The sequence below is a fragment of the Streptomyces thermocarboxydovorans genome, assembly GCF_039524635.1.
Lineage (GTDB): Bacteria > Actinomycetota > Actinomycetes > Streptomycetales > Streptomycetaceae > Streptomyces > Streptomyces thermocarboxydovorans.
In genome coordinates, this window is the sequence record NZ_BAAAGU010000099.1 from 1 (window position 1) to 12921 (window position 12921).

At 71.9% G+C, this 12921-nt stretch carries 13 protein-coding genes; all 13 read right to left on the reverse strand.

Annotation, left to right across the window (positions count from 1 at the left end):
* Positions 1 to 118: 118 nt before the first annotated feature.
* Entirely contained in the window at positions 119 to 1171 is a 1053-nt protein-coding gene (gene hpnH / locus ABD198_RS29175; protein ID WP_344007484.1) for an adenosyl-hopene transferase HpnH, read from the reverse strand.
* 5 nt (positions 1172 to 1176) lie between these two features.
* A complete protein-coding gene (locus ABD198_RS29180) occupies positions 1177 to 1818 on the reverse strand; it encodes a phosphorylase family protein (protein WP_344007486.1) in 642 nt (213 codons plus the stop codon).
* A complete protein-coding gene (gene shc, locus ABD198_RS29185) occupies positions 1818 to 3860 on the reverse strand; it encodes a squalene--hopene cyclase (protein ID WP_344007488.1) in 2043 nt (680 codons plus the stop codon). The genes ABD198_RS29180 and shc overlap by 1 nt, the downstream gene beginning before the upstream one ends.
* A gap of 119 nt (positions 3861 to 3979) precedes the next feature.
* Positions 3980 to 5044 (reverse strand): polyprenyl synthetase family protein, encoded by a 1065-nt coding sequence (locus ABD198_RS29190; protein ID WP_344007504.1) that lies wholly within the window; start codon positions 5042 to 5044, stop codon positions 3980 to 3982.
* A gap of 74 nt (positions 5045 to 5118) precedes the next feature.
* Positions 5119 to 6540, reverse strand: coding sequence for a hydroxysqualene dehydroxylase HpnE (hpnE, locus tag ABD198_RS29195; protein ID WP_344007490.1), 1422 nt, complete (start codon positions 6538 to 6540; stop codon positions 5119 to 5121).
* Entirely contained in the window at positions 6537 to 6683 is a 147-nt protein-coding gene (locus tag ABD198_RS30870; RefSeq protein WP_425580588.1) for a DUF6380 family protein, read from the reverse strand. The genes hpnE and ABD198_RS30870 overlap by 4 nt, the downstream gene beginning before the upstream one ends.
* Positions 6683 to 7633, reverse strand: a complete 951-nt coding sequence (gene hpnD, locus ABD198_RS29200) for a presqualene diphosphate synthase HpnD (protein ID WP_344007492.1) — start codon at positions 7631 to 7633, stop codon at positions 6683 to 6685. The genes ABD198_RS30870 and hpnD overlap by 1 nt, the downstream gene beginning before the upstream one ends.
* Positions 7630 to 8532 carry a squalene synthase HpnC gene (gene hpnC / locus ABD198_RS29205; RefSeq protein WP_344007506.1) on the reverse strand — a complete coding sequence of 301 codons (903 nt, stop codon included), beginning with the start codon at positions 8530 to 8532 and terminating at the stop codon, positions 7630 to 7632. The genes hpnD and hpnC overlap by 4 nt, the downstream gene beginning before the upstream one ends.
* A 361-nt stretch (positions 8533 to 8893) precedes the next feature.
* On the reverse strand, positions 8894 to 9691 hold the full coding sequence (locus ABD198_RS29210) for an ABC transporter ATP-binding protein (protein WP_344007494.1): 798 nt from the start codon (positions 9689 to 9691) through the stop codon (positions 8894 to 8896).
* Positions 9684 to 10619, reverse strand: a complete 936-nt coding sequence (locus ABD198_RS29215) for an ABC transporter permease (protein ID WP_344007496.1) — start codon at positions 10617 to 10619, stop codon at positions 9684 to 9686. Before ABD198_RS29215 ends, ABD198_RS29210 begins: the two co-directional genes overlap by 8 nt.
* 101 nt (positions 10620 to 10720) lie before the next feature.
* Entirely contained in the window at positions 10721 to 11566 is an 846-nt protein-coding gene (locus ABD198_RS29220) for a glycosyltransferase family 2 protein (protein WP_425580589.1), read from the reverse strand.
* A gap of 32 nt (positions 11567 to 11598) precedes the next feature.
* Positions 11599 to 12342, reverse strand: a complete 744-nt coding sequence (locus tag ABD198_RS29225) for a CDP-alcohol phosphatidyltransferase family protein (RefSeq protein ID WP_344007500.1) — start codon at positions 12340 to 12342, stop codon at positions 11599 to 11601.
* A 13-nt stretch (positions 12343 to 12355) separates the two neighbouring features.
* Positions 12356 to 12921, reverse strand: a 566-nt coding sequence (locus tag ABD198_RS29230; protein ID WP_344007502.1) for a dehydroquinate synthase/iron-containing alcohol dehydrogenase family protein, incomplete at its 5' end; no start/stop codon positions are given.

Sequence of the window (12921 nt, forward strand, 5' to 3'; positions counted from 1 at the left end):
CGAGACGGGGGCGTCCCCACCGACCGCCACGGGCCCGACCTGGATCTGCCGGCTCTTCCGGCGCTCGGCGAGCTTGGCCGGGACGGACGGCATACCGAGCGAGACAGCGGTCATCTCGTCACCCCTTGGCGGCGGAGGAGGGATTCGCGTGGCCGGTGCTTCCGGAGACGGTTTCGCGCATCGCGCGCAGCGACTCCTTCAGGGACCCCATGGTGGCGAGCACGGCGGTCGGTTCGTAGCCGCAGTGGGCCATGCAGTTGGCGCAGCGCGGGTCCTTGCCGCGGCCGTAGCGGTCCCAGTCGGTGTCCTCGATCAGTTCCCGGTACGTCGGCACATAGCCGTCGGCCATCAGATAGCAGGGGCGCTGCCAGCCGAAGAGGGAGTAGTTGGGGATGGCCCAGGCGGTGCACGGGAAGTCGACCTTGCCCTCGAGGAAGTCGAGGAACAGCGGTGAGTGGTTCAGCCGCCAGCGGCGGCGGTTGCCGTTCGCGAAGGCCTTCTTGAACAGCTCCCGGGTCTGCTCCACCCCGAGGAAGTGCTCCTGGTCGGGGGCCTTCTCGTAGGCGTAGGCGGGCGAGATCATCATCTCGTCGACCTGGAGGTCGTCGTTGAGGTAGTTGAGCACCTCGATGACGGTCTGCGGGGTGTCGGTGTTGAAGAAGGTGGAGTTGGTGGTGACGCGGAAGCCCCGCCGCTTGGCCTCCTTGATGGCCGCCACCGCCTCGTCGAACACGCCCTCCTTGGCGACCGACTCGTCGTGCCGCTCCCGCAGCCCGTCGATGTGCACCGCGAACGCGAAGTACCGGGACGGGGTGAACTTGTCCATCTTCTTGCGCAGCAGCATCGCGTTGGTGCACAGGAAGACGTACTTCTTGCGGGCCACCAACTGGCGTACGATCTCGTCGATCTGAGGGTGCATCAACGGCTCACCGCCGGCGATGGACACCATCGGGGCCCCGGACTCCAGCACCGCCCCGACGGCCTGGGCGACCGGCATGCGCTGCTTCAGCACACCGGCCGGGTGCTGGATCTTGCCGCACCCCTCGCACTTGAGATTGCAGGCGAAGAGCGGTTCCAGCTCGACGATGAGCGGAAACTTGTCCCTCCGGCGGAGCTTCTGTTCGGCCAAGTAAGTAGCGACCTTGATGGACTGGCGCAGCGGCATGGCCATCTGGCTCACCTCCTGGGGAGCAGCAAGGAACGGTGCCATTCGTAGAAAGCCGGGAGTACGGAACGAAGAACACGGAAAGCCGATATTCCACCGAGCACCGTGCCGATCCGGACCAGTTCATGTTCTGGAGCGTCCACGACCACCCGGACGGCCGCAACCGGGCGCGCTCCCGCGCGCACGGCGGTCAGCAGGGTGGCCGCCGATTCCATGTCGGCCGCGATCGAGCCGGTCGCCAGCAGATCGGACCGTTCGTGACCGCGCACCACATGGTCGGACCCGGTGAGCGGCCCGGTGTGGACGGTGCGCCCGGGCACGGCGCGCACCAGCTCCTTCACCAGCAGCTCGGTCCCCACGCAGGGCACGCTGCCGCGCGGGTCGCGGGTCTCCTCGGCGACCACCAGGTCACCGGGGTGCATACCGGGGGCGAGCCCCGCGCAGAAGCCGGTGGCGAGCACCGCGGCGTCGCGCAGGGCGGGGCCGGCGAGCACTCGGGTGACGGCCCGCTCTGCCGCCGCCGGCCCCATCCCGGTGCGCAGCACGGTGACCGGCCCGCCCGCGCCGCCGCGCTCGCTCACCCGCAGGGCGAACTGCTCGATGCTGAGCGCACAGGCGATCAGCAGCGGAGCGGGGGCGGGCGGGGTGGTCATCAGCTTCCCTTCGCCTCGGCGAGCCGGTGTTCCCCGGCGGCGCCCTCCCGCGCGGCCGGCTTCTTCGCGAAGGGGTCTCCGTTGACGTACCGGCCGAGTGCGGTGAGCGGGAAGACCTGCCGGTAGAGGTGGTAGTTGATGGAGAAGTCCCAGGGGAAGCCGGTGCCGGTGAAGTAGGGCTCGTCCCAGGAGCCGTCCTCGCGCTGGGTGGCGGCCAGCCACTCGATGCCGCGTTCCACGGCCTTGGACTCGCGTTCCCCGGCGGCGAGCAGTGCCATCAGCGCCCAGGCCGTCTGGGAGGCGGTGGAGGCGCCCCGGCCGGACCACGTGCGGGCGTCCTGGTAGGAGCGCAGGTCCTCGCCCCAGCCGCCGTCGTCGTTCTGCACCGACTCCAGCCAGGCCACGGCCCGCCGGATCGCCGGATGCGAGCCGGGGATGCCGGCCGCGGTGAGTGCGGGGACGACGGAGCCGGTGCCGTAGATGTAGTTGACGCCCCAGCGTCCGAACCACGATCCGTCGGGCTCCTGCTCGGCGAGCAGCCAGCGCACCCCGCGCCGGGTGCGCGGGTCGTGGGCGAGGCCCTCGGCGGCGAGCATCTCCACCACGTGCGCGGTGACGTCGGCGGAGGGCGGGTCGATGACCTCGCCGAAGTCGCAGAACGGCAGCCGGTTGGGGAACGGGCTGGTGTTGTCGACGTCGAACGCGCCCCAGGCGCCGTTCCTCGACTGCATGCCGAGGTTCCAGCGCACGCCGCGGGCGATGGCGTTGTCGACCCGTTCGGGGTCGTGGTGCTTGACGCGGCGCAGCGCGAGGATCACCTCGGCGGTGTCGTCGATGTCGGGGTAGTTGTCGTTGTGGAACTCGAACGCCCAGCCGCCCGGCGGGAGATGGGGCCGGCGCACCGACCAGTCGCCGGGGCGGACGATCTGCTCGCCGAGCATCCAGTCGGCGGCCTTGACCAGCTGGGGGTGGTCGGGGGGCAGGCCGGCGTCGGCGAGGGCGATGGTGGCGAGGCAGGTGTCCCACACCGGGGACTGGCAGGCCTCGATCATCCGGGCCCCGTCCTCGCGCCACACGGCGAACCGGTCCAGGGACGCGAGGCCCTCCCGCATCACCGGGTGGTTGAGGTCGTAGCCGAGCAGGTGCAGGGCGATGACCGAGTAGACGGCCGGCGGCTGGATGCCGCCCCAGCAGCCGTCGTTCTCCTGGCGTTCGATGATCCAGCGGGCGGCGGTGTTCATGGCCGCCCGGCGCAGCCTGCGCGGCACCACGCGGCGCGCGGAGTGCAGCGCCTTGTCGAGCCGCTGGAAGACGCCGTCCCAGGTGTTGGCCGGGGCGAGCGGCCTCGGCGGGTTGGGGTCGGCGGGGTCGGTGTGCAGTTCGTCGAGCGGGAACGGCGCGGGCCGTACCGGCCGCTTGGCGGAGACGATCGTCAGCGGGACGATGGTCTGCCGGGCCCAGCAGGCGAAGTCGTAGATGTTCAGCGGCACCCAGGTGGGGAACCAGATCAGCTCGGGCGGGAGTTCGGGCAGGTCCTCCCACTTCCACCAGCCGAACAGGGCCAGCCAGATCCGGGTGAAGACGCGGGAGGCGGCGATGCCGCCCCGCTCGCGGATCCAGGCGGCGGCCTTCGCCATGTGCGGGGCGTCGGGCGCGTCCCCGGCCAGGCGCAGCGCGACATACGCCTCGATGGTGGTGGAGAGGTCGCCGGGACCGCCGTGGAAGGTGGCCCAGGTGCCGTCCTCGCGCTGCTCGCCGCGGATGAACAGGGCGGCTGCGTGCGTGGTGTCCTCGTCGCGGATGCCGAGGAACTGACGCAGCAGCAGGTCCTCGGCGTCCATGGTGACGTTGGTCTCGAGGTCGCCCTTCCACCAGCCCTCGTCGGACTGGCGGGAGAGCAGGAAGTCGGTGGCGCGCCGCATGGCGCGGGCGGCTGCCTCGGCTGCCCCGGCCGCCTGGGGGGTCTCGGTGTCGGTGTCGTTGGCCGCGGCCACTCGGGGCGGCAGGGCCGCCCCGGTGCTTCCGTCGGTCGTCGCTGTCATGGCTTCCCCTTCGTGCAGTCCTGCAAGTCGTGCGTCTGCTGTGGGTCCGCCGTCGGCCGGTGGCTCGCTCCCCTCACCACCGGCCGGCGACTACGCGAGGGCTATTCGACCGATAGTGATCATCTCTTTCGTACGACGACGAAGTCCGCGAGCGCAGTGAACCGTTCCCGCACCTGCTCGGGCATGTCCACGGCGTCGAGGGCCTCGATGGCGATGGTGTGCTGACGGCGTGCCTCCTCGGCGGTCCACTCGCGGCCGCCCGCCTGCTCGATGAGCGCGGCGCGGGCCGCGAACTCCTCCTCGGAGAAGCTCTCGACGTCGCTGCTCTCGGCGTCGGCGGCGAGCAGCTCGCCGAGCTTCTCGGCGGCGGGTCCGTCGGCCGCCAGGGCGGCGACGACGGGGAGGGACTTCTTGCGCTGGCGCAGGTCGCTCCAGGTCTGCTTGCCGGTGGCCTCCGGGTCGCCCCAGATGCCGAGGAGGTCGTCGACGGCCTGGAAGGCGAGGCCGAGGTGGTAGCCGTACTTCTCCAGCGCGTCGGCGGTGCGGTCGTCGGCGCCGCCGAGCACGGCGCCGATGGAGCTGGCGCAGGCGAGCAGGGCGCCGGTCTTGTTGCCCTCCATCTCCAGGCACTCCTCGACGCTGACGCGGTCGCGGTGCTCGTAGGAGATGTCCTGGGCCTGACCGTCGATCAGCGCGCGGGTGGCGCTGGTCAGGCGGCGGGTGGCGCGGCCGGCCTCCACCGTGCCGAGCTCCAGCAGCACCTCGTTGGCCAGGGCGAACAGGGCGTCGCCGACCAGGATGGCCTGGGCGGGGCCGTGCACCTTCCAGACGGTGTCGCGGTGCCGGCGCTGTTCGTCGCCGTCCATCAGGTCGTCGTGCAGCAGGGAGAAGTTGTGGACCAGTTCGACGGCCACCGCGCCGGGGATGCCGGTCTCCGGGCGTGCGCCGGTGACCTCGGCGGACAGCACGGCGAGGGCGGGGCGCACGGCCTTGCCGCCGTCGCCGTCCGCGGGCCTGCCGTGGGCGTCGATCCAGCCGAAGTGATAGGCGGCGACGGTGTCCATGGGCGGGGCCAGACGGTCTACGGCCGCCCGCAGCACCGGCGTGGCCAGGGTCCGGCCGCGCTCCAGCAGCGCGGACACGTCCACCGCGGTCCTCCGGTCGGCCTTCGGGGCCGGGGGCACAGTGGGCACAGTCTCTCCTCTTGTAGCGGTACCGGGGGTGCGGGGGTCTGCCGCGCCGGGCTGCTGATCGGGCATCAGGCCGCCTCCTCGATCGCGAAGAGGTGCCTCGGGCGGGGCCGGCCCAGGGCGCGCAGCGCGGCGTCCGCCGCGCCGACGCCGCTGCGGACCGCACTCTCCATGGTCGCGGGCCACCCGGTGGCGGTCCACGCTCCGGCCAGGTACAGGCCGGGGGCTTTGGTGCGGGCGCCGGGGCGCAGCCGCCCGACGCCCGGTGCGGGGGCGAACGTGGCGGTGCGTTCGCGGGTGACGAAGAAGTCCTCGACCCGGGCGTCGCGGGTGCGCGGCAGCAGCCGGTGCAGCTCGGGCAGATAGCGCTCGCGCAGCGCGGCCACCGGCGCGTCGATGTCGTCGTACGCCACGGACTGCGACAGCGCCAGGTACTGGCCCCGGGTCAGGCCGGAGGCCTCGGTGCGGTCGAACACCCACTGGACGGGGGTGCCGAGCGCGGCCAGGAAGGGCCGGGCGAGCACCGTGCGGTCGTAGACGACATGCACGTTGACGATGGGCGCGGTGCCGATGTCCAGCAGCCGTTCGGGGGCGTCGAGGGCTCCCGCGGGCAGCAGGTCGTGCGTCTCGCGCTGGGGGACGGCGAGGACGACGGCGTCGGCGTCGAGCGTCTCGCCGGGAACCCGGACGCTCCATCCGCCGTTTCCATCGGCAGAGACGGAGGTGACGCGTGTTCGGACCTCGGTGCGCACGCCAGCGGAGTCGAGCGCCTTGCGGGCCAGCCGGTCGTGCAGTTCGCCCAGCGGGACGCGCGCCCAGCCGATGTCGGCGGCGCCCGGCTCGGACAGCAGGCCGGTCTTGAACACCATCGCGGCGAGCGCCAGGGAGGCGTCGGCGGCCCTCGCGTTGAGGGTGGCGGTCCCGACCAGGTCCCACAGGGCCTCCACGGCGCGCGGCGACTGGCCGTGCGCGGCCAGCCAGCCGGCGAAGTCCTGCGTGTCCAGCGCCGGATCGGCGAGGTCGAGCCGCTGGAGCGCGAGCGCGGCCCGGATTGCTCTGGCCCGGTCGGCGAGCGTGAGGTGCGGGTAGGTGGCGAGGCTGCGGCTCAGATGCAGCGGCACGGGCAGCGGGTCGCGCCGCAGCCGGCCGAGTCTGCGTCCCTCGGGCCTGCGGACGTCGACCACGGGCACGTCGAGACGGTTCTGCAGCGGTGCCAGCTCCGCTCCCCCGATGCGGTCGAGGAACCAGCGGTAGGCGGTGCAGCAGCGCAGGTAGACGTGCTGGCCGTTGTCGACGGTGAGTCCGTCGCGCCGGAAGGAGAAGGCGAGTCCGCCGAGTCTGGGCCGGCCTTCGAGCAGGGTGACGCGCACGCCCGCGTCGGCGAGCGCGAGCGCGGCGGTGATGCCGGCCAGCCCGCCGCCGACCACGACGGCGTGCCGTCCGTCCGCGGTGCCGGCGAACCGGACCTCGGGCCGCGTGACACGGGTCATCGTGCGCCCTCCCCCCGACGGCCGGTGTGCGTGAAGCATGAACGACCTGCCGTCTCAGTCTGGGACGCACCCCTGCCGCGGAGGGTTGCCCACCGCTCGTCGTCGGGGTCGTCGGCGGGGACCGGGGTGTCCGCTGTGTCCATCAGGCGCGCCTCCTGACGGTCCGCCGGGTCACGTGCCGGGTGTCCAGGCCGGACAGCCCGCGCACGGCGACGTACGCCTTCTCGCGCCCGGGCAGCGAGACCCGGCCGCGCAGCACCGCCTCCGGGTCGCGTTCGATGCGGTCGAGGAGGCGGCGGTAGATACCGGCCATGGCGGCGACGCAGGCGCCGCTGCGCCGGTCCAGCAAGGGAAGCAGGCGGTAGCCCTCGGCGAAAAGGGCGCGGGCCCGACGCACTTCGAAGTGCACGAGGCCCGCGAAGTCGGAGCCCTCCGGTGGCCGTGGCCCGCGGAACCCGGCCGAGCAGCCAAATTTCGCGAGGTCGTCCGCGGGAAGGTAGGTGCGGCCGCCCTCGGCGTCCTCCCGGATGTCCCGGAGGATGTTGGTGAGCTGGAGTGCGAGGCCGAGCGTGTCGGCGTACTCGGGCGCGCGTTCGGCGCCGCGCGCCCCCGGTTCGGTGCCGAACACGCCGAGGGAGAGACGGCCGATGGCGCCGGCCACACAGCGGCAGTAGACCTTCAGGTCGTCCCAGGTCTCGTAGGTCTCGCCGCGCACGTCCATCTGCACGCCGTCGATGAGCTCGTCGAGCCCGCCGAGGGGGATCGGGAAGTGCCGGGCGGCGTGCGCCAGGGCGACGGCCACCGGGTCGGTGTCGTCCTCCTCGACGGCTCCGGCGCGGATCCGGGCGAGCAGGGCACGGGTCTCCTCGAGCCGTGCGAGCTTGACGTCGCCGGCCAGCGCGCCGTCGCCGATGTCGTCGACGCGCCGGGAGAAGGCGTACAGCGCCGACATCGCGCGCCGCTTGGGCGTGGGCAGCAGCCGGATGCCGTAGGCGAAGTTGCGGGCCTGCTGCCCGGTGACGGCCTCGCAGTAGCGGTAGGCGGCGAGTACCGGTGCGGACGCGTGCGGTTCCGACTCCACGGTCCGGATCACCCCTCTCCTCGCAGGGTCACGCCCGCCTCGCGCAGCAGCATCAGCTTGCCGGGCCGGGGCGGGCCGGGAAGTACGTCGAATTCGGCGGCGGCGATCGCGTCCAGCGCCGCCCTTCCTCCCGCCACGAACCCGGCGAGCAGCAGCCTGAGTCTGCCCGGGACGCTGCTCACGAGCGGGTCGCCCTCGCGCAGCAGCGCCCGGGCGCGCTCCGCCTCGAAGGCGATCAGGGCCCGCAGCGAGGCGCCGGCGGTGGGGGCGGCGAGATCCGCCTCCTGGACGTGGAAGCGCTTCATGTCCTCGGCGGGCAGATAGATCCGGTCGCGGCCGAGGTCCTCCGCCACGTCCTGGAGGTGCTCGACGATCTGCAGGGCGGTGCACACGGCGTCGGAGCGGCGGACGCGCTCGGGGCTCGCGGTGCCGGTGACGGCGAGGACGAGACGGCCGACGGGGTTGGCGGACAGCTCGCAGTAGGCGAGCAGGTCGTCGTAGGTCTCGTAGCGCGTGACGAGTTGGTCCTGCCGGTTCGCGGCGATCAGCGCGAGGAAGGGCCCGGGGGTCAGGGCGCGCCGCCGCACGGTCGGCTGGAGGCGGCGCAGCAGGGGGTGGCGGGGGGTGCCGTCGAAGACCCGGCGCAGGTCGGCCTCGAAGGCGTCCAGAAGGAGCAGCCGGTCGTGCGCCTGTTCGGGTGAGACGCCGAGGAGGGCGGCGTCGACGCCGCCGGGGGCGAGGTCGCCGTCGCCGATGTCGTCGACCAGCCGGGCGAAGCCGTAGACGGCCATCAGGTCGGCCCGCCAGGCTCTGGGCAGGAAGAACGGCGCCACGGGGAAGTTCTCCGCGGCGGCCTTGTCGAGAGTGGCGCGCTCGGGGCCGGCGGCACGCGCCGTGCCGGGCGGCGTCATCGTGGGCTGCCCGGGGCGGGGACGGCGCATGCGGCGTTCACCTGGGGAGTTTCCGTAGCCATTGCCGTCACATCTCCCGTTCTACACCGCCGACCCAAGACACACTATTTCGGACACGCCGCCGGGACTTCCGCCCGGTGGCCGCTCCGGACGTGTCGCGCATTATGGCCCTGATTGCCGCCTTTAGGCACCGGTACAGCTTACGTTGTACAACGCGAAACCGACCGCCGGGGTGAACCGCACATCACAACAACACACCGATTGGCGTCAAGCTTCCTGCGGGAAGCAGGAGTTGGCGTCTTCTTTGCACATGCCGGGCCCCGCGGAGCGTCTCCGGCGGGGCCCGCTGGGGTTCATCGGGTCACTTGGCGGTGAACTTCTCGTACTCCTTGAGCACCTCGTCGGTCGGCCCGTCCATGCGCAGCTCGCCGCGCTCCAGCCACAGCACCCGGTCGCAGGTGTCCCGGATCGATTTGTTGTTGTGGCTGACCAGGAACACCGTGCCGGCCTGCTTGCGCAGCTCGCGGATGCGGGCTTCCGAGCGCTTCTGGAACTTGCGGTCGCCCGTGGCCAGTGCTTCGTCGATCATCAGGACGTCGTGGTCCTTGGCGGCGGCGATGGAGAAGCGCAGGCGGGCCGCCATGCCGGAGGAGTAGGTGCGCATCGGCAGGGTGATGAAGTCGCCCTTCTCGTTGATCCCCGAGAAGTCGACGATCTCCTGGTAGCGCGCCTTGATCTCCTCGCGGGACATGCCCATCGCGAGCCCGCCCAGTATCACGTTGCGCTCGCCGGTCAGGTCGTTCATCAGGGCGGCGTTGACGCCCAGCAGGGAGGGCTGGCCGTCGGTGTAGACCTTGCCGCGCTCGGCCGGGAGCAGCCCGGCGATGGCGCGCAGCAGGGTGGACTTGCCGGAGCCGTTGGAGCCGATCAGCCCGATCGCCTCGCCGCGGTAGGCGACGAAGGAGACCCCGCGCACCGCGTGCACCTTGCGCACGCCCCGCGCCTCGTCGTCCTTGCCCCGCCGCAGGATGCGGCTGAGCGCGGCGGTGGCGCTGCCCTTGCCGGACCGGCCGGCGTTCACGCGGTAGACGATGTGCAGGTCGTCCGCGATGACGGTGGGGACGCGCCCGGCCTTCTTGCCGGCGTTCTCCTCAGCCACGGCCGTACCTCTCCTCCGCCTTCCAGAAGTAGATGAAGCCCGCCACGCCGATCAGCAGCGCCCAGCCGATGCCGACCGCCCAGATGTGCGGGGGCAGGTAGGTGGAGTCGTACTCGTCGATCATGGCGAAGCGGACCAGGTCCATGTAGACCGCGGCGGGGTTCCACTGGAGCAGGTCCGGCAGCCAGCCGGGGACGTTCTTGTCGGCGAGCATCGCCGGGATGCTGAACATCACGCCCGAGGCGTACATCCAGGTGCGCAGCACGAACGGCATCAGCTGGGCCAGGTCGGGGGTCTTGCTGCCCATGCGGGCGAAGATCAGCGCGAGGCCGGTGTTGAAGACGAACTGCAGCAGCAGCGCCGGCACGATCAGCAGCCAGGACCAGTCGGGGTAGCTGCCGAACGCCAGCATCACGGCGACCAGCACGACCATGGAGAACAGCAGCTGCTGGAGCTGCTGCAGCGAGAACGAGATGGGCAGCGAGGCCCGCGGGAAGTGCAGGGCCCGCACCAGGCCCAGGTTGCCGGATATGGCCCGCACACCGGCCAGCACCGAGCTCTGGGTGAAGGTGAACACGAAGACGCCGGTCACCAGGAACGGCACATACACGTCGCTCGGGATGCCCCGCTTGGCGTCCAGCAGCAGACCGAAGATGAAGAAGTACACGGCCGCGTTCAGCAGCGGCGTCGCCACCTGCCACAGCTGGCCGAGCTTCGCCTGGCTGTACTGGGCGGTCAGCTTCGCCTGGGAGAAGGCCATGATGAAGTGGCGCCGGCCCCAGAGCTGACGGACGTACTCGATGAGGGACGGCCGGGCACCGCTGACCGACAGCCCGTACTTGGCGGCGAGCTCGGCCGCCGTCAGGCCCTCGTCGGGCGACACGGGCGCGCTCACCGCGACCGTGCCGTCGTGCGTTGTCTCACTCACTGGTGGAAAACTTTCGTCCTCGAGATGCGCGGCCTTGATCGGCCTTGGCATGAGCCGGGGAACCGAGGTGCGGCCCCGGGATGTTCCCGGATACGAGCTTGTCAGATCACCGGGGGCCGGCCCAGTCGGGTCAGCCGCCACACCGTACGCCACTTCATGGGCCGGCGCGGGCCGCAGGGTGTGGTCCACCCTTCCCGGAATCCGCCGAACCACGCCTTGAGCGCAGCGCGTGTGGGACGGCGCACAAGGGTGAGCAGCACCCAGGCGCCCAGATAGACCGGGACCAGCGGTGCGGGGAGGTTGCGGCGGGCCAGCCAGACCCGGTTGCGGGCGATCATGCGGTGGTAGACCGCGTGCCGCGAGGGCGCCGTGGTCGGGTGGTGGAGCACCATGTCGGCGCGGTAGTCGATGTGCCAGCCGGCGTCGAGCGCCCGCCAGGCGAGGTCGGTCTCCTCGTGGGCGTAGAAGAAGTCCTCCGGCAGCAGGCCGACCTCGGCGAAGACCTGGGTGCGCACCGCGTTGGCGCCGCCGAGGAAGGTGGTCACCCGCGAGGAGCGCAGCGGGTCGGAGGCGCGCAGCCGGGGCACATGGCGGCGCTGGGTGACGCCGGTCTCGGGGTCGGCGATGCGGAAGCTGATGATGCCCAGACGCGGGTCGGCGGCGAACGCCTCACGGCACAGCTCGGCGGTGTCGTGGCCGGCGAGCAGCCCGTCGTCGTCGAGGAACATCAGGATGTCCACGTCGCGTCCGGCCGGGCCGAAGGCCTCGATGCCGGCGTTGCGCCCGCCGGGGATGCCGAGGTTCTCCGGCAGCTCGACGGTGCGCACCCCTTCGGGGACGTCGGGCACGGGCGAGCCGTTGCCGACGACGACGACCTCGACCGGGTCGCCCTCCTGCTTGGCGACCGAGTCGAGCAGGGCGCGCAGCTCGTCGGGGCGGTTGCCCATGGTGATGATGACGGCCCCGACCTTCAAGGCGCTCACCTCAGCCTGCTCGACGCGAGGATCGACACCAGGTGCAGCACGGTCTGCAGCATCGCGATGCCGGCCAGGACGGCGGTGCCGACGCGGGTGAAGAACAGGTCGCCGTGGATCTGGTCGGCGATCGCCAGGACCAGGATCAGCAGGGACGCCTCGATGCCGAGGATCAGGCGGTGGAACTTCAGCGCGGCGGCAGCCTTGCGGGCCAGCGCCATGCCGGAGGAGCGCGGCTCGGCGGCGGCCTCCTTCACCGGGGGCAGCCCGCCCTGGTGGCGGGCGACGCCGACCAGGTCGGTCTCGGCCTTCACCAGGATCGCGCCGAGCGCGGCGAGGGTGCCGAGGAAGGCCCACAGCCAGTCGATCCGCCCGGAGCCCCACAGGTCGGCGGCGCGCAGACCGAGTCCGACCAGCACGGCCGCGTCGCACAGGTAGGCGCCGACCCGGTCGAGGTAGACCCCGCCGAGCGAGAACTGCTTGCGCCAGCGGGCGATCTCGCCGTCGACGCAGTCCAGCAGCAGGTACAGCTGGACCATGACCACGCCGAGCACGGCGCCCCAGATCCCAGGCACCAGCAGGGCGGGCGCCGCGAGGACACCGCAGACGGTCATCAGGTACGTGAGCTGGTTGGGGGTGACCCTGGTGTCCACCAGGTAGCGGTCGACCCGCAGGGACACCTCGCGCATGTAGAGGCGTCCCATCCAGTGCTCACCGCTGCGCCGGTCCTTGACCCCTTCGGGGTGCACGACCGGACGGAGTTCAGCTACCGATGGCCTTGACATAGTCGGCGTAGATGTCCTTGATCTGGTCGGTCTTCAGGTCGAGGTGTTCGAGGATGGTGTAGCGGCCGGGGCGGGTCTCCGGGGCGAACTCGACGGCCCGGACGAACTCGTCGACCGTGAAGCCGATCTCCTCCGGCCGCACCGGCAGCCCGTGGCGGCGCAGCACCGCGGCCATGTTCGCCGACTCCTCGTGCGCCCCGCGCAGATACATCGCGAAGGCGGCGCCGATGCCGACCTGCTCGCCGTGGGCCGCGGCCCGCTGCGGGAAGAGCAGGTCGAACGCGTGGTTGATCTCGTGGCAGGCGCCGGAGGAGGGGCGGGAGTCGCCGGAGACCGACATGGCGATGCCGGTGAGGACCAGCGCCTCGGCCAGGACCTGGAGGAAGTCGTCGTCGCTCGCGCCGCCGGGGTGGCGGAGCACCGCCTCGCCGGCCTGGCGGGCCATGGCGGCGGCCAGACCGTCGATCTTCTCGCCGTTGACCCGGTGGGACAGCTCCCAGTCGGCGACCGCGGAGATGTTGCTGATGGCGTCGCCGATGCCGG

Coding starts and splice junctions, on each gene's coding strand:
- ABD198_RS29180 (WP_344007486.1), bottom strand. CDS start 1,818: ATGACCACCCCGCCCGCCCCCGCTCCGCTGCTGATCGCCTGTGCGCTC.
- hpnC (WP_344007506.1), bottom strand. CDS start 8,532: ATGACGCCGCCCGGCACGGCGCGTGCCGCCGGCCCCGAGCGCGCCACT.
- ABD198_RS30870 (WP_425580588.1), bottom strand. CDS start 6,683: ATGGACACAGCGGACACCCCGGTCCCCGCCGACGACCCCGACGACGAG.
- hpnH (WP_344007484.1), bottom strand. CDS start 1,171: ATGGCCATGCCGCTGCGCCAGTCCATCAAGGTCGCTACTTACTTGGCC.
- ABD198_RS29220 (WP_425580589.1), bottom strand. CDS start 11,566: ATGGGCAACCGCCCCGACGAGCTGCGCGCCCTGCTCGACTCGGTCGCC.
- hpnE (WP_344007490.1), bottom strand. CDS start 6,540: ATGACCCGTGTCACGCGGCCCGAGGTCCGGTTCGCCGGCACCGCGGAC.
- shc (WP_344007488.1), bottom strand. CDS start 3,860: ATGACAGCGACGACCGACGGAAGCACCGGGGCGGCCCTGCCGCCCCGA.